This window comes from Malaciobacter mytili LMG 24559 (assembly GCF_003346775.1).
In the GTDB taxonomy this organism is placed as follows: Bacteria; Campylobacterota; Campylobacteria; order Campylobacterales; family Arcobacteraceae; genus Malaciobacter; species Malaciobacter mytili.
This window is the reverse complement of sequence record NZ_CP031219.1, coordinates 1,499,578-1,523,326: the sequence shown is the minus strand read 5'-3', so window position 1 is coordinate 1,523,326 and position 23,749 is coordinate 1,499,578. Positions and strand designations below refer to the sequence as shown.

Below are 23,749 nucleotides of genomic sequence, written 5' to 3'. Positions count from 1 at the left end.
TATCTATTATAAGTTTTGCTTATAATAGATAAAACAAATCTTAAATAAAATAAGTTATAATTATATTTGAAATTAGCATAAAGGGTTTATTTTAGCCTTTAATTTCTTTGGTATATGAGCAAATGCAATAGTGCTATTTTTTATAAAAGTTTCCTTTTCCCAAATAGCAACTTCAATGTTCATAGTAGAAGGTTTGATATTTAAAAGTTTTATTATTTGTCCTCTATCTTCAAAGGATAAATTTTGCTTAGTTAAATCAACAATGCCTTTGGCCATTAAAATCCTTTTTTGCTAATTATAAATAAACTTATCTTAAAGAGGATTTGACAAATGAGTGAAGAGAAAATAAAATCTATTCCATCAAATAGATTACAGTTCTTCCCTGTTATGATGTTTGCTGTTATTATGGGATTATCTGGGCTTACATTGGTTTATAAAAGAGCAAGTGAGATTTTAGGTATAAATGAATATTTATATCTTATTTTAAAAACAATTACTACTTTTATCTTTGTAGCTGTACTTTTAACTTATCTATTTAAGTTTTTAACATATACAATAGAAGTTAAAAAAGAGTTTAATCATCCAGTTAGAATAAACTTTTTTGCTGCAATTTCTATTTCTTTTTTATTGGTTTCTTTAATTTATAAAGATATTTTTATAATCTCTGAAGTATTATTTTTTATTGGTGCTTTTTTACATCTGTTTTTTACTTTTAATACTTTAAAGTTTTGGATAAATAATAATTTAGAAATGCAACATTCAAACCCAGCTTGGTTTATACCTATTGTTGGAAATCTTATTGTTCCTGTGGTTGGGACTACACATTTAGATAGTATGTATTTAATGTTTTTCTTTTCTATTGGTATTTTCTTTTGGATTATTATGTTAGCAATTATTTTAAATAGAATAATTTTTCATTCTCAATTTGCACCTAAATTTATGCCAACACTATTTATCCTAATAGCTCCTCCTTCAGTTGGATTATTGGCATATTATAAACTTACTCATAGTTTAGATTTTTTTGCAATGATTTTATTTAATTTAGGATTGTTTTTTACATTTTTACTATTTTTTATGTATAAAAACTTTGTAAAAATCAAGTTTTTTATTTCTTGGTGGGCTTTTACTTTTCCCCTTGCTACTATTGCTTTAGCTTCGATATTAATGTATGAATTAACAAATAAAAATATTTATGAATTCTTTTCATTCTTTTTTACTTTTGTTCTTACAATTGTAGTATTTATAGTAGCTTATAATACTATTGTGCATATGTTTAAAAAAGAAATTTGTATTATGGAATAAAATAATTTATATTATCAAGATTTATGTAACCTTTTGATATACTCCTTTAAACTTATATAAAAGGTGAATAAATATTATGGAATATAAATATATAGGTAATAGTGGATTAAGAGTTACTCCTATTTGTTTAGGAACTATGACATTTGGAAGCTCAACTTCAAAAGAAGAAGCTTTTAAAATAATGAATAAAGCTTATGAAAATGGGATTAATTTTTTAGATACTGCTGAGCTTTATCCTGTACCTCCAAAATCTTCTTATGAAGGTACAACTGAAAAAATTGTAGGAGAGTGGTTAAAAACAAAACCTAGAGACTCTGTAATTTTAGCAACAAAAATTGCAGGTGCAGCTTCTGGTTGGTTTGTGCCTCCTACAAGACATGGACTTACTGCAATTGATTCTTTTCATATAAAAAGAGCAGTTGAGGGTAGTTTAAAAAGATTAGATACAGATTATATTGATCTTTACCAAATGCATTGGCCAGATACAATTGTACCAATTGAAGAATCTTTAAAGGCTTTTGATGAGTTAGTTAAAGAAGGTAAGGTAAGATATACTGGTACTTCAAATGATAGTGCATATGGTCTAACAAAAGCAAATGAAACTTCAAAGCATAAAAATTTAGTTAGATTTCAATCTATTCAAAATAATTTTTCATTATTAAACCCAAGATTTTTAGATGAATTAAGTACAGTTTGTAGAAAAGAAAATATCTCTTTATTGCCGTATTCTCCCATAGCAGGAGGAGTTTTATCAGGAAAATATAATAGTGGTTTATATCCAGAAGAAGCAAGATTTACTGCCTATGCACAAAATCCTAGTGTAAGAGTTCAAGCTATGGCAAAAAGATTTGTAAATGAAAAAACAATTGAAGCTTCAAAAAAATATGTGCAATTAGCAAAAGAGTATGGTATTTCTCCTGTAACATTAGCTGTAGCTTATTCTAAACACTTTGATTTTGTTGCTTCTACAATAATTGGTGCTAGAAAGGTAGAGCAATTGGATGATTCTTTAAAAGCTTTTAATTTTAAAATTAATGAAGAATTATTTAAAAAAATAGAAAAAATTCAAAAAGAGATTCTTTATCCTATGGGATAAAAAACAATAGGTGAAATTTTATGGAATTTTTGTTTATAACTATTGCTTTTATATTATATATAGCTAATACATATTTTTGTATTTATACAAGAATGAAATTAAGCAAGATTTTAAATAATGTATTTGATAAAAGATTAAAAATTGATTCTTTTGAGTTAAAATATAGTCCCTTTCCTCTTTTTTTAATTCCAACTGGAAGTAAAACAGTTGTTTTACTTGATATTGAGGATAATGAATATTTTTCACTATATATACATAAAGATGATACTTGGGAAATTGTTGTAAAAAAAATAGCTCAAAAAAGAGAAGATAAAAATCTTTTTATTAAAAATTCAAAACAATTATATAAAAAGCTAAAAGATAAAATTGAAGATGAATTTTTTATTAGGTTTTATCTTCCAGATATTGTGGGTAAGAATTATGAAATTAAATATGAAGTAATAGTTTATATAAATGAAGAAAATGAACTTAAAAATGGTCAGATTTGTAAAAACTATGAGTTTATAAAAGAGTTTGTAAAATCAAATGAAGATGTGGTTTTTAAAATCTACGCAAAAAATAAAAATAACTCTTATAAAAAGCAAATAAAAAAGGGATATTTTGGAATTAGTGAAAAAATTGGAGGGCTTATTTTACATAATGAATCAATATGGAATTATGATTATTTATATAAAATAAAAAACAATAAGTATTATTATTTTAATAAGATTTTTGATAAAAGTAAAGAGCTAAGCTATTATCAAAATCTAAGAAGAATAATTTATAATGAAAGCTTTGAAAAAAACTATTTTCTAAATAATGAAAAGATTTATTTAGAGGTGGGAAGAGGCTTAGAAGAACTAATAAAAGATAAGTTTCAAGTGACTTTATTTAATGATAGAGCTTTTAATATTGAAACTTTTTTATCAAAAGAAGATGAAAGCTTACTTTTAGAGTGTTATGTTCCCTTAGAAGATTCAAAAATTAAAAAAATAATATTTAATTTAAAAGAAACAACTTTTGAAGTTCAGCAATTAGATTTTAACTAAATTAATATCACATTTAAACTTATATTAATATACATAAACTATAATTTTCAACTTAAATAAGTAACTAAAAGTATCAAATATATTTAAATAATAATAAAAAAACTATATATAATTTTTTACATTTTGTAACATTTGGAATGGTGATGTCAGAGAGTAAAGTAGAAAAAAGACTGTTATTAATAATAAAATATGCAATGCCACTTGCAACTATTATTGTTTCGATAATTTTTACACTATTTATAGTTTTTAATAATATAAAAGAGTTTAAAAAAGAATCACAAAATTTAAAAGAAGTATTTATTAAAACTCAAAAAGCTTTAGTAAAAAGTGAAGTTGATAGGGTTTTTGAACAAATAGATTTGGAAAATAAAAAAATCACTTTAACTTTAAAAAATAACATAAAAAGAAGAGTAAATGAAGCTTATAATATCTCTTTAAATATTTACAATGAGCATAAAAATACTCATACAAATGAAGAGATAATCAAACTAATAAAAGACTCCCTAAGAAAAGTTAATTTCAATGAAAATAGAGGATATTATTTTATAAATGATTTAAATGGATATTCAGTTTTATACCCTCCAAATAAAAAAATAGAAGGTAAAAACTTTTATAATATCCAAGATTTAAATGGTTTTTATACAGTAAGAGAATCAATAAAGTTAGTAAAAGAACAAAAAGAAGGTTTTATAGAATATAGTTGGAAAAAACCAGAAGACAATAAAAATTTTTATAAAAAAATCTCATATATTAAGCTTTTTGAACCTTTAAATTTATATATAGGAACAGGGGAGTATTTAGAGGATTTTAAAGAAAAAGTAAAAAAAGAAGTTATATTAGAACTACAAAATTTAAAATATGGATTAAATGGCTTTGTTTTTTTAGTTGATTATAATGGAGTATATCTTTCTCATAGTAAAAAAGAGTATGTGGGGAAAAATAGAATTAATCTAAAAGATAAAAATGGGATATATATAACAAAAGAGATAATAAATACGGCAAAAAAAGGTGATGGTTTTGTAAAATATATTTCTACTGTTATGCCAGAAACAAATATGCCAGCTTTAAAAACTACATATATTAGAGGATATAAAGATTGGCAATTGGCTATTGCTTCAGGATTTTATAATGAAAAAATACAAGAAGTAATTAAAGAAAAAGAGATAAATTTAGATAAAAAAAATAAAGAGTATATTTTTAAACTTATAAGTATTTCGCTTTTGATTACTATTATATTATTTATTAGTTCTTTATATGTTTCAACATATTTAGAAAAATATTTTTTAAAATATAAAAGAAAAATTTATCAAGAGATGGAAAAAAATAAACAAAAAGATATTTTATTAGCACATCAAACAAAAATGGTAGCAATGGGAGAAATGCTTGAAAATATTGCTCACCAATGGAGACAGCCTTTATCAATTATTACTACTAGTGCAAGTGGAATGCAATTAAATAAAGAATTAGGCTTTTTAACAGATGAAAGCCAAAATGAATCAATAGAAGTAATCTTATCAAATGCAAAACATCTTTCTCAAACAATAGATGATTTTAGAGATTTTTTAAGTAATAAAAAGACTAAAAAAGAGTTTGATTTATCAGATGCTTATTATAAGACTTTAAAACTTATTAATTCAAAACTAAAAGCAAATGAAGTTGAAATAATAAATGATATTGAAGAAATAAAAATTGAATCTTATGAAAATGAACTGATACAAGTTTTTATGAACTTACTTAATAATAGTTTAGATGCTTTTAAAATAAAAAATATACAAGAAAAAGTTATAAGTTTTAGTATCTACAAAGAAGATGATTTTGCAATTATAGAGTATAGAGACAATGCAGGTGGGATTGAGGATAGTGTTATAAGTAGAATTTTTGAGCCTTATTTTACAACTAAGCATAAATATAATGGAACAGGCATTGGGCTTTATATGTCACAACAAATTATAATTAAGCAGTTCAATGGAGATATAAAAGTAGAGAATATCAAAGAAAAAGCTCAAAATATAGGTGTTGTATTTACTATTAAAATTCCTATTAAATAGCTAATAATAACTCTACTCCATAAAGTTAGCAAAAGCACCTTCAATACTTGGAATATTTTTATAGTGAGTCTTTGTTAGTCTTACATCTTTTGTTTTAAGATTACATATTGCAATTCTAAAACTAGAACCCATAACTGGTTCTACAACACAAATTATTTTATCTTCAATTTGTCGTGTTGCATAAATAGTGCCTTTAAGAGAATTAAAAAAATATTTTGGGTAACTTAATGGCGTTATTTCAACAATATCTATTGATTCTTCATTTTCAAGAGTTTGAACTATATCTTTAGCATCTTCATAACTCTCAAATTGAATACACCAGTCATCAAAATTTTTATTAAAATGTTGTAAATCTTCATCTAGAAATCCACCAGCTAAAGATTGCAAAGCAAAAATTGACACAAAAAGCACCTTGGAAATATATATAATTTTAAAAGTTAATTATAGCATATTTTAATTTTAATAAAAATAGACTACTAATGTGAACTTATTATTAATTTAATATTTATAAATTTTAAAGTTATTCAAAATCTATTTTAATAAGAAGAATTTTATTAGTTTGTATTTAACTCTTAGATATAATTAAAACTTAATATGCAGAAATTTAAATAAAACAAGGAATTTTAAGAGTGAAAATACGAGTTTATTATGAATACAAATTATTTCTTTATATTCCCGTAAAATCATTAAATATTTAGAAATAACAATTTATATATTTAATTAATTTATATAAAATATTAAAAGAATTGTCCCCTTATATGTTCCTTTTTATCAAATTATTTTTGATATATTTTATATTTATGATATAATATTACAAATTTAAGAGAAAGGAGTTTTCAATGTCATTTAGAATAAGTGCCAAAGGTAAAATTATAGAATCTCCACTTCCTACTATTAAAAAAGAAACTTTAAAAAGAATGGAAGCTAAAGTAATAGTTAAAAATCCTCTTCTTAAAGGAATAAAAGATAAAAAAGTTTCAATTAAAGCTATATAATTGGAATTAGAATTATCTGCTTATTCTCTTGCTACATTAAAAGCTAATGAAAAATTTCTTCTTGGCAAACCAATAGAATTTTATGATAAAGATTCAAAAAGAGCAGAAATTGAAAAGATACTTTTAGAATTAACAGTAAAACAAGCATTAAAGAGAAACACTAAACTTTATAGAGTAAAAGATAAATCAAATGAAATATCAGAGAATTTAGCTTTCTTTGCTATAAGTGTTGGAAATATTAGTGTTAATGGTAAAAAAATTCCATCAGCTGTTCTAGATTATTTTATTTTAAATAATAAATATAGAAAATTTGCTTGTGAACCTGATAATTATACTTTAGGAATAGAACTCTTTAGAGAGATGCTATCTATAATAAACGAATTGTCTAATCATATTGCTATTAGATATATTATTTTAGAACCATTAAAAAAAGAAGAAAAATTAGTAAAATTTTATAAAGATTTTGGTTTTGATTTTATACCTGAAAAAGATACTACTTGGATGTATCTAGATATTAAAGAGCTTAATTAAACTATTTTATATATAAAAAATATTTAAAATGTTATTATTTTATATAATAATGAAAAGGAATATTAATGAAAGTTAAAAGTGTAGTAGTGCATATACTTCATAAAGAACAAGCAAGTAAACAAAATTCTTCTCCTAGAGCTACTATTGATTTTTCAAATAAATTATTTGATATAAATAATCAAACTGTTGAAGGGTTTTCTGAAAAACTTGCAATGACTTATTTTGATGGTAAATCAAGGTTTTATACAAATTTTAAGAAAACTGAATCAGCCCCTAGATTTCAAGAGAATATTAATAAATTATTAGAGTCAACATATGATTTTCTTAAATTTAGTAAAGTTATTACAGAAGATTTAAAAGAAGAAATGGATGGAGAAAGAATGTCTTCAGGAGGTTATTTAATTGTAATGGACTATGAATCATCTAATAATTATAGATATTTATTTGTTGCTTTACTTAATAATAAAATAGAGTATTCAATTAGTAAAACACTTGAATTAAGTCAATTTTTATCATTAAATATTGATAAAATGGCAATGGCAAGTGTAATAAATATTACAAAATACGTAAAAAAAGAAGACAATTACATTACATTTTTAAAAGGGATAAGAGAGATTCCTGATTATTTTATTAAATTTATGGGTGCAGATAAAGATGCAAAAAGAGATTTACGAGAACAAACAAAAAAATGGATAGAAGCAATTGGTGCTTATCTTAAAGAAGATGAAATCCAAAATAAAGATATTCAATTAATAATTCAAGAACTCATTCAAAAAGTTAAGCAGCTAAAAAAAGAAGAAAAATTTATGACAGCTGAAACAATTGCAAATATTATTGAACCATCAAATCCAGAAAAATTTATTTCATATATTTATGATGAAAAAAATAATTTTCAAGTAAATCCAGAACTAGAGACAATGGATACTAGAATATTGAGTAATTACGGTATTATTAGGTATGAGAATAAACAAAAAGATTTTTTACTTAAATTCTCAAAAAAATCTATTGGAGATATTATATCTTTTGATAATAAAAAAGATATAGTTACTATTAATGATAAAGATATAGTAAAAGGAATTAAAGCTGAAATCGATATGCAAGAAGATTCTAAATAATAAAAGCTATAATTATAAGCTAATAGATGATATTTTAGGTTTAAAATTAGAAATATCAAATATTAATGATACTTCGTTATTTTCTAATTTTAATATAAATGATATTGAGATTAGTGATGATAAAGTATTGATACCTGAAATTTTTTTTTCAAATGAAAATATCATTTTTTTTGCTAATTATGAAGAGCTTATAAAAATATATCCAAGTTATTATAAATTAGAATTAGAAAAGAAAGAAGTATTTCTCCTAGATTTAAAAATATTTTTAGATGGACAAAAAGATAATTTTACAAAATCATATAAAACTATCAAATATTTAGATCTTCTATTAAATAGAATTTCACTTGATAAAAAAGATACTATAAATCATACAATAACTTATGAAATAGTACAGAAGAAAAAAATATTAATACAAAATTTTTTAGATTTTGAAATACTTTATAATTTAGATAAAAAGCTTTTATCACTTATTAAAATGTCATATAACAGATTTAATTCAAAAAATGAATTAGATAAAGAAATTAGAACAACTTTTTTGAAAAAAGCAATAGAAGATACATTTAATGAAGAAGAAATTACATTTATTGATGTGATAAAGAAGTTTGAAAGATTAATACAACAATATGAAATAATAACAAGAGCATATATTGAAGAATTGAATACAGAAAAAGTAAAATACGATTACGAAAAAAGAATTCAAGAAATTAATGAAAAATTATCTTCTATGATTGGAGATATTCATACAAAACAAATTATTTTACCTATAGCTTTTGTAATTGGTACAGCTCAAATAAAAGATAATACGCCTGGTTCACTAGTATTTATGATTTTTTTAGGTCTTTTTGTATTTACTTGCTTATTAACAATGTATAGTAATACTCAAAAAAAATTAGTTGAGTCCGTTAAAAATAATATAAATTATTGGGAAAAATTTTATAAAACAAATTTAAAAACATTATATAAAAATGAAATAAAAATGAAAATATCTCATATTCAGGATATAATTAAAAAAGTTGAAAGTGGAATGTTCCACACACTATTACTTTCATGGTCATTAATTATAATTTTAATGATTTACTTAATATTAAAATATTCATCTTAATAAAGTATTTATATGATAACTGATTATTCAAAAGCATGAAATAAATTATTTTCTAACGTGTATTTTTCCAATAATCATATATATTTTTTTTCTTTTTTCTTGAAATTTTTTAGGTAATTCTTTTAATTTGAAGTGGAATGACCCCAAAAATATAGACACAAATCAAGTCCTCATAAACCTTTTTATTCTCATGATATTATGGCTAAGAGTTTTAAATAATATAGGTGTTAAAGAAAGAAAACTATATAATTTAGGACATACTTTTGGAAGTAGTATGATAACTGACGGACAAAATATACTTTGGGTTTCAAGAATGTTAGGTGATAAAGATGTTTCTATAACATTAAAAGTTTATACCAAATATATCAAAGAAAGTGATGAAGAAAGAATTAATAAATTATCTAAAATCGTTCCCTTTTTTGTCCCTTTTTTTAATAAATAAATTATAAGTTTCGATTTTAAGGGGTTTATTAAGTGAAAATACGAGTTTATTATGAGGATACAGATGTTGGTGGTGTGGTTTATTATGCCAACTATTTAAAATTTTGTGAAAGAGCAAGAAGTGAGTTGTTTTTTCAAAAAGAGTTATCTCCTCATATAAGTGATAATGAGTTTTTTGTAGTAAAAGAAGTTGAAGCAAAATATATAAAGCCAGCAAAATTTGCTGATTTATTAGAAGTAAAAACTACTTTAATCAAAAAGAAAAGTGCTTCAATAGAGATGCTACAAGAGATATATAAAGAAGATACTTTATTATTTACTGCAAATTTTAAATTAGCTTTTTTAAAAGATTTTAAACCTTCAAAAATTCCACAAGAGTTATTTAAAGTATTTGAATGAAAAAAATTTTAATAGTTTTTTTGTTTTTTAGTAGTGTTTTGTTTGCTAAAAATATATTGATATTAAATTCATATCATCCTTCTTTTTCTTGGACAAAAAGACAAGTAGATGCAATAATTAATACTTTAAGTTTAAATAAAAACATAGATATTTATATTGAATATATGGATACTAAAAGAAATAATCCAGATATTACTTATAAATATAAGTTTTTAACCCTATTAAAATATAAATATGCAAATAAAAAGATTGATTTAGTTATCTCAACAGATGATAATGCTATTAATTTTTTAAAAGATTTTAGAAATGAGATTTTTACAGATAGTAAAATTGTTTTTTCAGGTGTAAATAACTTAAAAGTATTAAGTGATTATAAAAAAAGTGATATTACAGGTGTTTATGAAAGAATGACTCCTTTAATAAACTATAAAGTTGCAAAAAAAATTAATCCAAATTTAGAAAAACTTTATTTAATAGGAGATGATTCTGTTACATTTGAAGTTCTTAAAAATTTAGTTATTAGTGAATTTAAAACTTTAGATATTCCTTATGAATTTATTAGTGATAAAAATATTGATGTCGTTACAAAAAAGCTAAGTGCAAAAAATGATAACTCTATGGCTATGTTAATTATGACAGCAAGATATGTTGATAGTTCTAATAATATAATCGTTATGGAAGAGGCAATTCAAAGAATTAGTAATGCTTATAAAAACCCTATAATTTCCACTGCAAAAGTATTTAATAAAGGTGGAAAAATAATTGGTGGGTATGTGGTAGATGGTCAAAAACAAGGAACTTTAGCCGCTAAATTAGCTTTGGAAGTTTTAGAGGGCAAACAACCTTTTACAATCTTAAGTGGTACAAACTCATATGTATTTGATTATGATGCTTTAAACTATTTTGGTATTGATATTTCTAAATATAAATTTGATAGTAAAGTTGAAATTGCAAATAAACCTTTAAGTTTTTATGAATATTATAAACAAACCTTGATAATTTTATTTATTATTGTTCTTTCTTTTTTGATTATTTTTATTATTTCAATAATTTATAATTTTAGATTAAAAAAAGTAAATAAGAGACTTGAAAAATCAAATAAAAATATCCAATTATTTATAGATTCTATTTTAGAAGGGGTGATTATCTCTAAAAATGGTTTTTGTGTTGATGTAAATAAAGAAGCTATTAAACTTTTGGGATATAAAACAAAAAAAGAATTAATAGGTAAAAAATTAAAAGAGTTTATTCCTGCTTCACATCATGATTTTTTTACTAAAAATAAACCTGAAGAGAGTTTATTTATAAAAGAGGATAAATCAGAAATAGAAGTTTTAGCAATGACTAAAGATATTACTTTAGAAGAGGGGATTGTAAAGGTTTTATCTTTTGTAGATTTATCAGAGTCTAAAAAAAGAGAAAAAGTTCTTTTTCAACAAAGTAAATTAGCTTCAATGGGAGAAATGATAGGAAATATTGCTCACCAATGGAGACAGCCTTTATCTGCTATTTCAACAGCCTCTTCAGGGCTTCTTTTGCAAAGGGAATTAAATATATTAGATGATGAGTTACTGCATAATTCTTTAAAGGCTATTTTAAAAAGTACAACTTATCTTTCAAATACAATTGATGATTTTAAAAACTATATAAAAGGTGATAAGGATATACAGAGTTTTAAAATTTCAGTTGCAATTGAAAATACTTTAGATTTATTAGGTGCAACTTTAAAAAATCATAGAATAAATGTGGTAAAAAACTTTGAAGATGTTGAAATTTCTAGTTGTCAAAATGAAATTATTCAAGTTTTAATTAATATTTTAAATAATTCAAAAGATGCAATAAATCAAAATTGTAAAGAAGATAAATTAATATTAATTGCCATAAAAGAAGAACAAGATAGAGTAATTATAGATATAACTGATAATGGTGGAGGAATTTCAAATAATATTATAGATAAAATTTTCGAGCCATATTTTACTACTAAAAACAAATCACAAGGTACAGGTTTAGGTCTTTATATGAGTTATAGCTTAATTACAGAAAGTCTAGGTGGAACTATTTTTGCACAAAATAGAACTTTTATTTATAATAACAAAGAGTATATGGGGGTAAATATGCTAATTACTCTACCAAAAACAATAAAAAAGGATTAGTTTGAGAGTTATAGTTTTATTTTTTATATTTTTTAATTTATCTTTTTCCTCACAGCTTTATTTTTTACCTAAAGAGTCAAAAGAAGCCACAAATAAGTTAATTACACTTATTGAAAAGAGTAGTTCAAGTATTGATATAGCAGTATATAACTTTACTTATAAAAAACTTGCTAAAGCTTTAAAAGATAGAGCAAAAAAGGGTGTTAAAGTTACTGTAATTTTAGACAAACAAAAAGTAAATGAAGAAGAAAAAACCCAGTATAAGTACCTAAAGAGAGAGGGTATTAATATAGTTTTAACTTCAAATAAACTTCATATTAAAATGGCTATTTTTGATAAAAAAACAGCACTATTTGGTAGTGCAAATTGGAAAAAAGACTCTTTTACAAAAGATTATGAGATTTTGTATTTTACGGATGAAAATAAAACTTTAGATAAATTAAACTCAATATTTAAAGAATTAGAAAAAGAAAATTAAGAAAAAAATCTTTACTCAAATACAAGTTCAAAGAGTGTATGATTTAAAAATATTATATTAAAAGGATAGATGTGTTAGAAGTTTTTGTAATTGCATATTGTATTTATTTTTTAGTAAATGTATATACTTCATTTATGCAAATAGGCTTTGTAACAAAAGCTAGAAAAATGCCAGCAATTATTTTGGATAATTCAAGATATGTGGAAGCTGCAAATTATAGTATAGAAAAAGAAAAGTTATCTATATTAACAACTTTTTATGATTTTGTTTTATTTATAGTTTGGATAGGTTTTGCTCTTAAAGCCTTAGATTCAATTATAGTTGTGGAACAAGCATGGTTAAAAGCTATTTTATTTATTGATGCTTTTATTATTATTAATTGGGTTTTAGCTTTACCTTTTGAACTTTATAAGATATTTACTTTAGATAAAAAATATGGTTTTTCAAATATGACAGCTCAACTTTTTATTAAAGATACAATAAAAAGTGGAATTTTATTTTTAGTTTTTGGAAGTTTGGTAATAGCTGGAATTGCTTTAATTATTGAAAACTTACCTTTATGGTGGATTTGGGGATTTGTTTTTATTTTTTCAGTAATAATTTTAATTAATATGCTATATCCAATTATTAGAGATAAAATGTTTGATAAATTTGAACCTTTAAAAGATAAAGAATTAGAAGCAAAAATTGAAAAATTATTAGATGAAGTAGGGTTTAAAAGTAGTGGAGTATTTTCAGTTGATGCAAGTAAAAGAGATAATAGATTAAATGCTTATTTTGGTGGTTTAGGAAGTACAAAAAGAGTAGTTTTATTTGATACTTTAGTTGAAAAATTAACTCACAATGAATTATTAGTTGTATTAGGACATGAATTAGGACATTTTAAAAATGGAGATATTCTTAAAAATATAGGAATTATGGGTGTAGTAATGTTTATATTTTTTGCTATTTTTGGTAATTTAAATGATGAGTTGTTTTTAGGTCTTTCTTTAAATAATGAACCATATGCAATTATTGCAGTATTTTTACTATTTTCTCCTATCTTATCATTTTTCTTAATGCCTCTTATTTCTTTAATTTCAAGACATAATGAATATGCTGCTGATGAGTTTGGTTCTAATTTGCAATCAAAAAATGATTTAGTAAATGCTCTTTTAAAATTAGCAAATGAAAATAAATCATTTCCTTTATCTCATCCTTTATATATTTTCTTTTATTATTCGCATCCGCCACTAGTGGAGAGATTTAAAGAGTTAGATTATGATGTTTATTCTTCATATAATCTAAATGAAGCTATGAAAGATGATTTTAATATAGATGAGTGAAGCAAATCTTTTATTAATAAGCTCCTTTTTTTTAGGAGCTTTTATTTTTTCTACTATTTTATATCTTTTTTTAAAAACTAAGTATGAAGGTAAACTTCAAGCTTTAAGTATGGAAGCTAATCAAAAACTACAAGCATTGCATGAAAAAATCTCTTATCAAAAAGAGTTATATGAACAAAAACTTTTAAATAAAGAAGAGGCTTTTTTTATAAAAAAACAAAGTTTAGATGAAAAAATAGCTTTATTGGAAGATTCAAAAGAAAAAATGAAAGTTGAATTTGAAAATTTAGCAAATAAGCTTTTTGATGAAAATAGTAAAAAATCAACTATAAATATAAATCAAATTCTTACACCTTTAAAAGAACAAATAAATAGTTTTGGAAAAAGAGTAAATGATATTCATTCAGAAGAGACAAAACAAAGAAGTTATCTTTTAAATGAGATAAAAAATCTAAAAGAATTAAATCAACAAATCTCAAATGATGCTATAAATTTAACAAAAGCTTTAAAAGGTGATAATAAAATACAAGGAGATTGGGGAGAGTTAATCTTAGCAAAAGTTTTAGAACAAAGTGGTTTAAGGCAAGGAGTAGAATATACAACTCAAAGTTCTTTTAATAACAATGATGGAAAAAGATTAAGACCTGATGTAATTGTACATTTACCTTTAAATAAAGATATTGTAATTGACTCAAAAGTCTCTTTAAACGCATATTTAAACTATACAAATAGTCAAACTACTGAAGATAAAGAAAAAGCTATAAAAGAGCTTATTTTATCTTTAAAAACGCATATTAAAGGTTTAAGTTCTAAAAAATATGAAGAGATTAAAGAAGTAAGAACTTTAGATTTTGTTTTAATGTTTATTCCTATTGAAGCTGCTTTTTTGTTAGCTATTTCAAAAGATAATTCTTTATTTAAATTAGCTTTTGAAAATAATATTATGCTTGTTTCTCCTTCTACTTTATATGTTAGTTTACGAACAATTGAAAATATTTGGAAATTGGAGTATCAAAACCAAAATGCAGAACTTATTTCTAAAAAAGCTGCTGCTTTATATGATAAGTTTGCATTGTTTGTAAAAGATATTGAAGAAATAGGAGTTCATATAAATAGAACTTCAAAAGCTTATGAAAGTGCTTTAAATAAGCTTTCAACAGGAAAAGGAAATCTTTTAAACCGAAGTCAAGAATTTCTTGACTTAGGAGTAAAGCCAAATAAACAAATAAATACTACTAATTTACTTGAAATTTAAATTTTTTTTGATAAAAATAGCGATAGGTAAATACCTATTGCTATAAAAATAGCTCCAAAAATATGATAAAACTCTAAAGTCTCTCCTAAAAATATATAAGCTAAAATTGCACCAAATACAGGCATAAGATGGGTAAATTGTCCTGTTCTTTCTGCACCTATTTGCTCAATTGCAAAATTCCAAAAATAAAAAGATAATATAGAAGCAAAAAAAGATACATATAGAAAAAAAGGCCAATATTGTTTTAAAATATATATTTCCCTTTGTATTTCATATCCTTGAAAAAAATATAAAGGTGTAAGGTAAAGTAGTCCCAAAAATACCAATGAAATAAATAATTCAACATGATTTAAATCTTTTGGTTTAAACTTTACAAAAATAGAGTATGAAGCCCAAGTAATAGAACTAAATATTATCCAAAAATCTCCTTGATGAAACTGTATATGTGTTGAAAAATCTCCCTTTAAAACTAAAAAAATAACACCAAAAGTAGAAACGAAAATTCCTAATATTTGCATTTTTGAAATATAGCTTTTTAGTATAAAGTGAGCTAAAATAAGAATTAGTAAAGGAATAATAGAGTTTATCAATAAAGCATTTGTAGCTTGTGTAGTTTTTAAAGCTAAATAAACAATAGTATTAAATAAAGTAATTCCCAATATTGCCAAAATTGATAATATTTTAAAGTTGTTTTTTATACTAAAAAAACACTTTTTTATATTTATATATTTAATAGTTAGAGGTAATAATAAAATAAAAGTAAAACACCATCTAAAAAAAGCTAATTCTAAAGGTTGAATATCATCTTTAATAAAACGACCAAGTACAAAATTACCTGACCAAAAAAGCACACAAAGTGCTAATAATATATAGACTTTATATGCTTGAAGTTTTTTCATTTAAGTTGATTTAATAGTAGTATATCTACCATATCTCCAGCTTTTATATCTTCACTATCTTCATCTTGAATAAGTAAGGCAGGATTTTCTAACATATTTGTTAAAATAGCACTTGTTCCTTTTTTCTTTCCCTCAAAATTTATTTGATAAATTCCCTCTTTATATTCAACATTACAAGCTGTAAAGATTGTTTTTGGCATTCTTCTTGGAAAATCTTGTAAGATTTTTGCTTTTACTATTGGTAGTTTTTCATTTGCTTGCTTTAATTTATAAATCATAGGAAGAATATATAAAATTGCACAAACTGTTGAAGAATATGCAAAGCCAGGTAGGGCAATAATTAATTTTCCATCTTTTAAAGCAGCTAATATGTGCATACCAGGTTTTATAGTAACACCGTGAAATAATACTTCTGCTTTTAATTTATCTTTTATTACATCTTGTACAAAATCATAATCTCCAACACTAACTCCACCTGTAGTTACAACTATATCAGCTTTTAAAAGTGAACTTTCTAAAAGATTAGTAATTGAGTCAATATCATCTTTTACTATTCCCATTTGTAAAGTATTTGCACCAGCTTTTTTACATAAGGCTTCTATTGTTAGATGATTTGAACTTCTAATTTGAGCTTCATTTGTTTGCTCTTCTCCTAAATCTAAAATTTCACTACCTGTACTTGCAATGGCAATAGTTGGATTTTCAAATACAGGTACTTGAACAATATTTAAAGAAGCTAAAACACCAATTTCAGCAAAACCTACGATAGTTCCTTTTTTAATTAAAACTTCGCCCTTTTTATAGTTTTCTCCTATTTCTCTAACTGCAAAACCTGCTGAAACTTCTTTTATAATTTTAATTTTATCTTCATGAACTTCAACATTTTCAATAGGGATTAAAGTATTAGAACCTTTAGGCATTAATGAACCTGTAAAAGTTTTAATACATACTCCATGCTCAACTACTGATTCAACTACACTTCCTGCAGGATTTTTATCAATTATTTTTAAAGCTTCTTTTTTTATATCTTCAGCTTTTATTGCATATCCATCCATTGCTGATGTGGGAAACTCTGGACTATTGTGATCTGCAATAATATCTTGTGCAATAACATAACCTAAAGCGTTAGTTAGAAACATTTTTTTAATAGGTGGGGTTTTAATAACAATTTTTTCTAAAATTTCCAATGATTGCTTATAACTTATAAAATTTCTCATAATAAATACTCCAATATTAATGCAAAATCTTAGCAAAAACTTAACAAATATATACTTTAAATAGAGTTTTTTTTACTAATTTAATGAATATGAGTAATAAGTAAATAAAAAAGATTTTTTCTTTTAAACTAATAACATAATCTTGACATAAATCAAGAAAAGTGTAATAATTGTTTCACTTTATTTATATAAAGAAACCTAAATTAAGGATGAAAAGATGGCTAAACAAGATAACGAGATTGGAATTCATGAAGCTTATTTTAATGATCCTGAAAAAGCTGATTTAGAGTTATTTGGTAGAGAGACAGATAGTTCAAGAAGAGGTTTTTTAAAGAAAAGTTCATTAATGGCTATGGCAGCAGTAATTGGTTCAAATATACCATTTGCAGATAAGATGCCCTCAGGTTTAATCCCAGCAGCACTTGCAAATAGTGACCAACCTTTTAAACTTCCAGGTAAAAGTGGACTTATATATTTAAATGATAGACCAGTAAATGCAGAGACTCCTCCTCATTTATTAAATGATGAGTTTACTCCTGCTAAATATATGTTTGTAAGAAATAATGGAATACCTCCTAAAATGGAAGATATTGATGTTAATACTTGGACTTTAGAAATTAGTGGTGAATCTTGTAAAAATCCTACAAAATTTACTATTGGTGAACTAAAAAAGAAGTTTAAGCATTATACATATGCACTTCAATTAGAGTGTGGAGGTAATGGAAGAAGTGAGTATAATCCACCTGCAAAAGGAAATCAATGGAGTACAGGAGCAGTAGCTTGTGGAAGATGGACAGGTGTTAGATTAAAAGATGTACTAGAGTATTGTGGTATTAAAAAAGATGCAGTTTATATTGGATATTATGGTGCAGATACTCATTTAAGTGGAAATCCAGATAAAGTAACTATAAGTAGAGGTGTACCTATGAGTAAGGCTTTGGAAGAACAAAGTCTTATTGCTTGGGCATATGAAGGTGAAGATATACCTTTATATAATGGATACCCTTTAAGATTGGTTATGGGTGGATGGCCAGCTTCAGTTTCAGGTAAATGGCTTAAAAAGATAGTTATTAGAGATAAAGAGCATGATGGAGCAAAAATGACAGGTCAGTCATATAGAGTTCCTTGTGAACCTGTTGCTCCTGGTACAAAAGTAGCAAATGAAAATATGTGTATAATTGAATCTATGCCTGTAAAATCACTAATTACTTTTCCAAAATCAGGTATTACACATAATTTAGATAAAAAATTTAAATTTAATGGTAAAGCTTGGGCAGGAGATTTAGAAGTTGTAGATATGGAAGTATCAATTGATTTTGGAGCAACATGGCAAAAAGCAAAAAAACTTGATAAACCTTTAAATAGACTTGCTTGGCAAACTTGGGAAGCAAGTGTAAAATTTCCTAAAAAAGGTTATTATGAAGTTTGGGCTAAAGCAACAGATAGTAGTGGTAAAAGTCAGCCTGTAATTTTACCAGGATGGAATCCAAGAGGATATTTAAATAATGCTTGTCATAGAATTGCTGTACAAGTTGTATAAGGAAATCCTATGAAAACTTTAAAAAAAATCGCTTTAATAGGAACTATTGCATTATCTATAAATTTTTTAAGTGCAAAAGAGATAGATAAACAATCAGGGCTTATTATAGATAAAGGAGTTGAAATTGTAAAAGCAAATTGTACTGTATGCCATAGTGCAAAGTTTATTACATTTCAAAAAGGAAATAGAGATACTTGGCTTGCAATGATTAGATGGATGCAAAAAACTCAAGGACTTTGGGAATTTGATGCTGCAACTGAAAAAACAATTTTGGATTATTTAGAGGCAAATTATCCTGCTGGAAAAGCTTCTAGAAGACCAAATTTAAAAGCTAAAGATTTACCAAATTAAAAATTAGACAAAAGTAGAATTCTACTTTTGTTTAATGAGCATTTTGTAAGATGTATTCTTTATATTTATTAGCAGTATTATAACTAACTTGTGCTTCTTTTGCTACACTATAAACTGTAATTTTTTGATTAAAAAGTCTCATCATATTAACAGTACTTTCAATCTTTTTTCTAGCAATATCTTGTCTTACTTTTGTAGCTTTTTGTGTAGCTTTTGTTTTTTTAATAGTTCTACTTTTTATAGATTTATGTTCTTCATGGGACAATCTATTAAAAAGTTCTTGTTTTCCATTTTCCAAACAAAGCTTCTGTAATTCATGTAACTCTTTGTGAGAGAGTGTTATTCTCACTTTAAAACCTTTATCTTTTATTTGGGGGACGGAATTATAACAGTTGTTTTTTAATCTAGGATAAAATGAGAAGTTTAATGTAATTTCATTAAAACGAAATGAAGTATATAAAAATAAAAATGTCAATATTTTAATGTTCTTTAAGTGTTATACGTATAACACTTAAAGGTCTATTATTAGTCTATAAAGAGTTCTTTATTAACTCTATATCCTTCGCCATAAATATTTTTAATTAAATCATCAGGTATTTTTTTTCTAATTCTTTTTATTAAAGATTTAATAGAATCAATACTTAATTCTTTATCAAATTTATCACTATATATTGTATTATAAATATCTTCATTTGAAAATGTGATATATGGATTTGAAATAAGAAGACTTAATAAAATTGTTTCACTAGATGAAAGTTTTACTTCTTTACCAAAATGTCTTAAAATCTTTTGCTTTTTACACCATGAGAAATTTTCTGCAAGATAAATAATCTCTGCAATATCTTTTGAATCATTAATTTTTCTACATATAGCTAATAAAGGATCAACTAATTGATCAATTATTAATGGCTTTTGTACAAAGTTATTTATACCAAGATTAATAAGTTCAATTAAATATTTAGAATCCTCATATGCAGAAATTACGATTACATTTTGAGTTTTATTTATTTTTAGAATATCTTTAGTTAATTCTATACCATTTTTAATAGGCATTTTAATATCAGTAATTACAATATCAAAATATTTATTATTTTTTTCGTAAAAGTTTAGATACTCTTCTAAGCCTTCTTTTCCATTTGAAGCAATAACAACTTCATTGAAAAGAGTTTTAAAAATCTTTTCCGTTTGTTGTCTTAAATCATCATCATCTTCTGTAAATAGGATATTTAAACCATTTGCTTCTTTTTGTAATAGTTTATATTTATTCATATATTTCCCTAATACTATTAATCTTTATAAAATTATTAGATAAATAGAGTTAAACTAATCTTAATGAAAATAATTTTCACTAAAAATAACTAATAATCTTACATAAAGGACATATTATAGACACAAATAAGGAAGCTTATAAATATGCTTTAATTGCAATTTTTTTATGGTCCACTGTTGCAACTGCCTTTAAAATATCTTTACAGTATTTAACTCCTGCCTTATTGGTTTTTTATTCTTCAGCTATATCTTGTATTGCATTATTTATAGTTGTACTATATCAAAAAAAACTAAATGATGTAAGAAATCATATAAAAAAGAGTTTTAGGCTAGTTTTTATTTTAGGTAGTCTAAATCCTTTTTTATACTATTTGGTACTTTTTGAAGCTTATAATTTATTACCAGCTCAAGAAGCACAAGCTATAAATTATACTTGGGCTTTAATGCTTGCTTTTTTAGCTGTTCCTTTTTTAAAACAAAAATTAACATTAGCTGATATTGTTGCTGGAATAATTTGTTATTTTGGAGTATTGATTATCTCAACAAAAGGTGAGCCTTTTTCTTTAAACTTTTCCAATTTGATGGGTGTTGGATTTGCACTTTTTAGTACACTTTTATGGGCTTTATATTGGATATTTAATACAAAAACAAAAGCTGATGCAGTAGTTTGTCTTTTTTCAAACTTTTTAATAGCAATGCCAATGATTACAATTTATATATTAATTACTCAAGATTTACAAATTCCTTCTTTAAAAGCACTTCTTTCTGCAAGTTATGTGGGATTGTTTGAGATGGGTATAACATTTTTATTTTGGTTAAAAGCTATGCAAGTTACAACTAGTACTTCAAAAATTGCAAATTTAATATTTATTTCGCCATTTTTATCTTTACTTTTTATATATTTTATATTAGGAGAAAAAATTTATATTTCAACTTTATTTGGATTAGGGATGATAATTTTTGGACTTTTAATTCAACAAAAAAGCCAGAAAAATGCCAAAGCGTAGCAATAGCGTAGCATTTAATTAAAATTATTAAGAATTGATTAAAAATTACACAATAATTTCAAAAAAATTAAGTTTGAGTTAAGTTTTGCTGTGAAATAATGATTATTAGATTTTTAGTACTACCTTTAGTACTACTAAATTATAATTAGAGATAAATCATGGCAAAACACAGAAATAAAAGAAAAATTATTAGTAATGTTATAGAAAAACATCTTAATAATAGTAAGAAAGAAATTTCACAACTTACTATTAAAATAGATAAGAGATTAGACAACGCTTTATTAACTCTTTGTACTGAATTAAATATTTCAAAAAATAGACTTATTGAAGATATTTTGTATGAAAGTGGAATTCTAGAAGAAGTTGATGAAAATTATGTAGGAGGAGAAGATGACTAACTTTCCTACTCAAGAAGAGATTGTAAACTCTGTTATTAAAGGTATTATAACTGCAAAAAATAACTTTACTTTTTGGACTGCGGATGAACTATATTTATCTTATGCGCCACCTAAGTTTTTAACAATACATATTTCTCAAGAAATTGCAAAACTTGAAAATGCACCTGAACTTTTTATTGATGCAACAGTTGCAGATATTTTAAGATGTTCATTGCCTTCAAGGGATGCCTTTAGAGATTTTATGAAACAAAAATATTTAACACAAGATACTTTGTGTCTTACTTTAGATGAGAGATTTCCACATAAAAGTGATAATGATTCTATTTCAAGAGTAATTATGAGCATAAAAAATGGTGTTAGAAATGTTAAAGAGGAGTATAAATCTGAAATTGAAAAGATGTGTAAAATGATTGAGAGAGAAAAACCATCTGATTCAACTTTAGATTATGGTATCTTTGCTTTTTATTTAGATATATCAAATAGTGCTAGAAAAAAAAGTGAACAAAGAATTCAAGAGATTATTGAATCTTTTGATAAAATAGTAAATTCATTTGAAAATTTGAAATCTAAATTTAAAGGAGGAGATATAAATATCATACCAAATATAGGTGAATGGGCAGTTGGTTGTTATATTATAGAACCAACTTTTAATTTAAATAAAGGAGAATAAATGAGAAAAATCACAAAATTTGCAAGTAGTGTTGCTTTAGGTGCAATAATTGCTAGTTCAAGTATCTTAGCGGATACAGTTAAAGTTGGGGTTCAAGCACCAATTACAGGTAAATATGCAAACGAAGGACAAAGTATTGATAACTTTGTAAGATTATTAGTTGATGAAAAAAATGCACAAGGTGGATTACTAGGTAAAAAAATCGAAGTTGTTACTTGTGATGATGAAGCAAAAGCTCAAAAAGCAGCAGTTTGTGCAAAAAAACTTGTAAATGAGGGTGTTTTTGCTGTAATTGGTTCTTATACTTCAGGTGCAACAGAAGCTGCTCAAACTACTTATTATAGAAGCAAAGTATTACAAACAAGTGATGGAACAAGTGATTCTTTAATTGAGAAAAAATATTGGACTTTCTTTAGAAACTCTTTTCCAAACTCAGCTCAAAGTGACTTTACAGCAGAATATTTTGTTAATGTAAAAAAATATCAAAGAATTGTTGTTTTATCTGACTATTCTTCATATTCAGAAGGTTTAGGTGATGCAACAGAAGCTTCAGTTAAAAAACTTGGTGGAAATGTAATTTTTAGAGGAAAAATTAAATCAGGTACTCAAAACTTTACAGCTACTTTAACAAAAATTAAAGCGATGAATCCAGATGTTATTTATTATTCTGGATATTATACAGATGGTGGATTATTAAGAGCTCAACAACTTCAATTGGGAATTAATGCAGATTTTGTTGGTGGAGATTCAAATGATAACCCAGATTTCTATAAATTAGCAGGTGATTCAGCTAAGGGAACTATTTTAATTAACTTTCCTACACCAGAAATTTTACCTTATAAAGAGGCTAAAAAATATTTAAAAGCCTATAAAGATACATTTAAAATTGATCCTCCATCAATTTGGCCTGTTACAAATGCAGATGGTTTAAGAGCAATTATGCATGCAGTAGAGCAAACAAAATCTTTTGATACTAAAAAAATTGCTGATTATGTAAGAACATTAAAAGATTTTCCAGGAATTACAGGACCTTTTACAATTAGAGAAGATGGTGAAAGAATTGGTGCAGAATTTGTTGTATATGAAATGAACAATGATGGTACAAAAAAAGTAGTTTCTACAAAATAAAA

26 protein-coding genes are annotated in these 23,749 nt (G+C 24.5%); 20 read left to right on the top strand and 6 right to left on the bottom strand.

Translation table 11 applies throughout. The features are described 5' to 3' along the window. Window positions 1-72: 72 nt before the first annotated feature. Window positions 73-276, bottom strand: a complete 204-nt coding sequence (locus tag AMYT_RS07705; RefSeq protein WP_162919486.1) for a malate dehydrogenase — start codon at window positions 274-276, stop codon at window positions 73-75. Between the two features lie 54 nt (window positions 277-330). On the opposite strand from AMYT_RS07705, the gene AMYT_RS07700 reads away from it, so the two are divergent. From AMYT_RS07700 to AMYT_RS07685, 4 genes are all read left to right on the top strand, one after another. Continuing rightward, window positions 331-1,302 carry an SLAC1 anion channel family protein gene (locus AMYT_RS07700; protein WP_114841970.1) on the top strand — a complete coding sequence of 324 codons (972 nt, stop codon included), beginning with the start codon at window positions 331-333 and terminating at the stop codon, window positions 1,300-1,302. A gap of 76 nt (window positions 1,303-1,378) precedes the next feature. Next, entirely contained in the window at window positions 1,379-2,398 is a 1,020-nt protein-coding gene (locus AMYT_RS07695; RefSeq protein ID WP_114841969.1) for an aldo/keto reductase, read from the top strand. 20 nt (window positions 2,399-2,418) lie between these two features. Beyond that, window positions 2,419-3,426, top strand: a complete 1,008-nt coding sequence (locus tag AMYT_RS07690) for a hypothetical protein (protein WP_114841968.1) — start codon at window positions 2,419-2,421, stop codon at window positions 3,424-3,426. 143 nt (window positions 3,427-3,569) lie between these two features. Further along, complete coding sequence (locus tag AMYT_RS07685) at window positions 3,570-5,474, top strand: sensor histidine kinase (protein WP_162919485.1); 1,905 nt, start codon at window positions 3,570-3,572, stop codon at window positions 5,472-5,474. 12 nt (window positions 5,475-5,486) lie between these two features. Here AMYT_RS07685 and AMYT_RS07680 read toward each other — a convergent pair whose 3' ends face one another. Continuing rightward, the gene (locus AMYT_RS07680) at window positions 5,487-5,876 is read right to left on the bottom strand and encodes a hypothetical protein (protein ID WP_114841966.1); all 390 of its coding nucleotides are present in this window, start codon (window positions 5,874-5,876) and stop codon (window positions 5,487-5,489) included. Window positions 5,877-6,313: 437 nt separating this feature from the next. Here AMYT_RS07680 and AMYT_RS14950 point away from each other — a divergent pair, with 437 nt between their 5' ends. The 10 genes from AMYT_RS14950 (at window position 6,314) to rmuC (ending at window position 15,268) form a co-directional block, all read left to right on the top strand. Then, window positions 6,314-6,469: a hypothetical protein gene (locus tag AMYT_RS14950; protein ID WP_162919484.1), complete on the top strand. Its 156-nt coding sequence runs from the start codon at window positions 6,314-6,316 to the stop codon at window positions 6,467-6,469. Continuing rightward, window positions 6,470-7,000, top strand: a complete 531-nt coding sequence (locus AMYT_RS07675; RefSeq protein WP_114841965.1) for a hypothetical protein — start codon at window positions 6,470-6,472, stop codon at window positions 6,998-7,000. A gap of 65 nt (window positions 7,001-7,065) precedes the next feature. Further along, a complete protein-coding gene (locus AMYT_RS07670) occupies window positions 7,066-8,115 on the top strand; it encodes a nucleoid-associated protein (RefSeq protein WP_114841964.1) in 1,050 nt (349 codons plus the stop codon). Window positions 8,116-8,242: 127 nt separating this feature from the next. Further along, window positions 8,243-9,217, top strand: a complete 975-nt coding sequence (locus tag AMYT_RS07665) for a hypothetical protein (protein WP_114841963.1) — start codon at window positions 8,243-8,245, stop codon at window positions 9,215-9,217. A 190-nt stretch (window positions 9,218-9,407) separates the two neighbouring features. Beyond that, on the top strand, window positions 9,408-9,659 hold the full coding sequence (locus AMYT_RS07660; RefSeq protein WP_114841962.1) for a site-specific integrase: 252 nt from the start codon (window positions 9,408-9,410) through the stop codon (window positions 9,657-9,659). A 32-nt stretch (window positions 9,660-9,691) separates the two neighbouring features. After that, window positions 9,692-10,057 (top strand): YbgC/FadM family acyl-CoA thioesterase, encoded by a 366-nt coding sequence (locus AMYT_RS07655; RefSeq protein ID WP_114841961.1) that lies wholly within the window; start codon window positions 9,692-9,694, stop codon window positions 10,055-10,057. Beyond that, a complete protein-coding gene (locus tag AMYT_RS07650; RefSeq protein ID WP_114841960.1) occupies window positions 10,054-12,210 on the top strand; it encodes an ATP-binding protein in 2,157 nt (718 codons plus the stop codon). The genes AMYT_RS07655 and AMYT_RS07650 overlap by 4 nt, the downstream gene beginning before the upstream one ends. Before the next feature lies 1 nt (window position 12,211). Next, a complete protein-coding gene (locus AMYT_RS07645) occupies window positions 12,212-12,688 on the top strand; it encodes a phospholipase D-like domain-containing protein (RefSeq protein ID WP_162919483.1) in 477 nt (158 codons plus the stop codon). 71 nt (window positions 12,689-12,759) lie between these two features. Continuing rightward, on the top strand, window positions 12,760-14,013 hold the full coding sequence (locus AMYT_RS07640) for a M48 family metallopeptidase (protein ID WP_114841958.1): 1,254 nt from the start codon (window positions 12,760-12,762) through the stop codon (window positions 14,011-14,013). Then, window positions 14,006-15,268: a DNA recombination protein RmuC gene (gene rmuC, locus AMYT_RS07635; RefSeq protein ID WP_114841957.1), complete on the top strand. Its 1,263-nt coding sequence runs from the start codon at window positions 14,006-14,008 to the stop codon at window positions 15,266-15,268. Before AMYT_RS07640 ends, rmuC begins: the two co-directional genes overlap by 8 nt. Here rmuC and AMYT_RS07630 read toward each other — a convergent pair. Together AMYT_RS07630 and AMYT_RS07625 are read right to left on the bottom strand one after the other, a co-directional pair. After that, on the bottom strand, window positions 15,265-16,167 hold the full coding sequence (locus AMYT_RS07630) for a DMT family transporter (protein ID WP_114841956.1): 903 nt from the start codon (window positions 16,165-16,167) through the stop codon (window positions 15,265-15,267). The genes rmuC and AMYT_RS07630 overlap by 4 nt on opposite strands. Beyond that, window positions 16,164-17,384 (bottom strand): molybdopterin molybdotransferase MoeA, encoded by a 1,221-nt coding sequence (locus AMYT_RS07625; protein ID WP_114841955.1) that lies wholly within the window; start codon window positions 17,382-17,384, stop codon window positions 16,164-16,166. The genes AMYT_RS07630 and AMYT_RS07625 overlap by 4 nt, the downstream gene beginning before the upstream one ends. Window positions 17,385-17,601: 217 nt before the next feature. On the opposite strand from AMYT_RS07625, the gene AMYT_RS07620 reads away from it, so the two are divergent. Both AMYT_RS07620 and AMYT_RS07615 read left to right on the top strand, forming a co-directional pair. After that, entirely contained in the window at window positions 17,602-18,924 is a 1,323-nt protein-coding gene (locus tag AMYT_RS07620; protein ID WP_114841954.1) for a sulfite oxidase, read from the top strand. A gap of 9 nt (window positions 18,925-18,933) precedes the next feature. Next, window positions 18,934-19,275, top strand: coding sequence for a hypothetical protein (locus tag AMYT_RS07615; protein WP_114841953.1), 342 nt, complete (start codon window positions 18,934-18,936; stop codon window positions 19,273-19,275). Window positions 19,276-19,306: 31 nt separating this feature from the next. Here AMYT_RS07615 and AMYT_RS07610 read toward each other — a convergent pair whose 3' ends face one another. Both AMYT_RS07610 and AMYT_RS07605 read right to left on the bottom strand, forming a co-directional pair. Beyond that, a complete protein-coding gene (locus tag AMYT_RS07610; protein WP_114841952.1) occupies window positions 19,307-19,624 on the bottom strand; it encodes a hypothetical protein in 318 nt (105 codons plus the stop codon). Between the two features lie 176 nt (window positions 19,625-19,800). Then, a complete protein-coding gene (locus AMYT_RS07605) occupies window positions 19,801-20,544 on the bottom strand; it encodes a response regulator transcription factor (protein ID WP_114841951.1) in 744 nt (247 codons plus the stop codon). Window positions 20,545-20,636: 92 nt separating this feature from the next. Here AMYT_RS07605 and AMYT_RS07600 point away from each other — a divergent pair, with 92 nt between their 5' ends. From AMYT_RS07600 to AMYT_RS07585, 4 genes are all read left to right on the top strand, one after another. Then, window positions 20,637-21,551, top strand: coding sequence for a DMT family transporter (locus AMYT_RS07600; RefSeq protein ID WP_322934330.1), 915 nt, complete (start codon window positions 20,637-20,639; stop codon window positions 21,549-21,551). Window positions 21,552-21,709: 158 nt separating this feature from the next. Next, entirely contained in the window at window positions 21,710-21,949 is a 240-nt protein-coding gene (locus AMYT_RS07595) for a hypothetical protein (protein ID WP_114841949.1), read from the top strand. After that, window positions 21,942-22,619: a hypothetical protein gene (locus AMYT_RS07590; protein WP_114841948.1), complete on the top strand. Its 678-nt coding sequence runs from the start codon at window positions 21,942-21,944 to the stop codon at window positions 22,617-22,619. Before AMYT_RS07595 ends, AMYT_RS07590 begins: the two co-directional genes overlap by 8 nt. Continuing rightward, on the top strand, window positions 22,620-23,747 hold the full coding sequence (locus tag AMYT_RS07585; protein WP_114841947.1) for a branched-chain amino acid ABC transporter substrate-binding protein: 1,128 nt from the start codon (window positions 22,620-22,622) through the stop codon (window positions 23,745-23,747). Window positions 23,748-23,749: the final 2 nt, after the last annotated feature.

What these genes read in the sequence shown, in the direction of transcription:
- AMYT_RS07660 (WP_114841962.1), top strand. Translation starts at nt 9,408, where the DNA reads ATGATATTATGGCTAAGAGTTTTAAATAATATAGGTGTTAAAGAAAGA.
- rmuC (WP_114841957.1), top strand. Translation starts at nt 14,006, where the DNA reads ATGAGTGAAGCAAATCTTTTATTAATAAGCTCCTTTTTTTTAGGAGCT.
- AMYT_RS07670 (WP_114841964.1), top strand. Translation starts at nt 7,066, where the DNA reads ATGAAAGTTAAAAGTGTAGTAGTGCATATACTTCATAAAGAACAAGCA.
- AMYT_RS07690 (WP_114841968.1), top strand. Translation starts at nt 2,419, where the DNA reads ATGGAATTTTTGTTTATAACTATTGCTTTTATATTATATATAGCTAAT.
- AMYT_RS07685 (WP_162919485.1), top strand. Translation starts at nt 3,570, where the DNA reads ATGTCAGAGAGTAAAGTAGAAAAAAGACTGTTATTAATAATAAAATAT.
- AMYT_RS07695 (WP_114841969.1), top strand. Translation starts at nt 1,379, where the DNA reads ATGGAATATAAATATATAGGTAATAGTGGATTAAGAGTTACTCCTATT.
- AMYT_RS07605 (WP_114841951.1), bottom strand. Translation starts at nt 20,544, where the DNA reads ATGAATAAATATAAACTATTACAAAAAGAAGCAAATGGTTTAAATATC.
- AMYT_RS07595 (WP_114841949.1), top strand. Translation starts at nt 21,710, where the DNA reads ATGGCAAAACACAGAAATAAAAGAAAAATTATTAGTAATGTTATAGAA.
- AMYT_RS14950 (WP_162919484.1), top strand. Translation starts at nt 6,314, where the DNA reads ATGTCATTTAGAATAAGTGCCAAAGGTAAAATTATAGAATCTCCACTT.
- AMYT_RS07625 (WP_114841955.1), bottom strand. Translation starts at nt 17,384, where the DNA reads ATGAGAAATTTTATAAGTTATAAGCAATCATTGGAAATTTTAGAAAAA.
- AMYT_RS07620 (WP_114841954.1), top strand. Translation starts at nt 17,602, where the DNA reads ATGGCTAAACAAGATAACGAGATTGGAATTCATGAAGCTTATTTTAAT.
- AMYT_RS07705 (WP_162919486.1), bottom strand. Translation starts at nt 276, where the DNA reads ATGGCCAAAGGCATTGTTGATTTAACTAAGCAAAATTTATCCTTTGAA.
- AMYT_RS07630 (WP_114841956.1), bottom strand. Translation starts at nt 16,167, where the DNA reads ATGAAAAAACTTCAAGCATATAAAGTCTATATATTATTAGCACTTTGT.
- AMYT_RS07590 (WP_114841948.1), top strand. Translation starts at nt 21,942, where the DNA reads ATGACTAACTTTCCTACTCAAGAAGAGATTGTAAACTCTGTTATTAAA.
- AMYT_RS07585 (WP_114841947.1), top strand. Translation starts at nt 22,620, where the DNA reads ATGAGAAAAATCACAAAATTTGCAAGTAGTGTTGCTTTAGGTGCAATA.
- AMYT_RS07700 (WP_114841970.1), top strand. Translation starts at nt 331, where the DNA reads ATGAGTGAAGAGAAAATAAAATCTATTCCATCAAATAGATTACAGTTC.
- AMYT_RS07615 (WP_114841953.1), top strand. Translation starts at nt 18,934, where the DNA reads ATGAAAACTTTAAAAAAAATCGCTTTAATAGGAACTATTGCATTATCT.
- AMYT_RS07650 (WP_114841960.1), top strand. Translation starts at nt 10,054, where the DNA reads ATGAAAAAAATTTTAATAGTTTTTTTGTTTTTTAGTAGTGTTTTGTTT.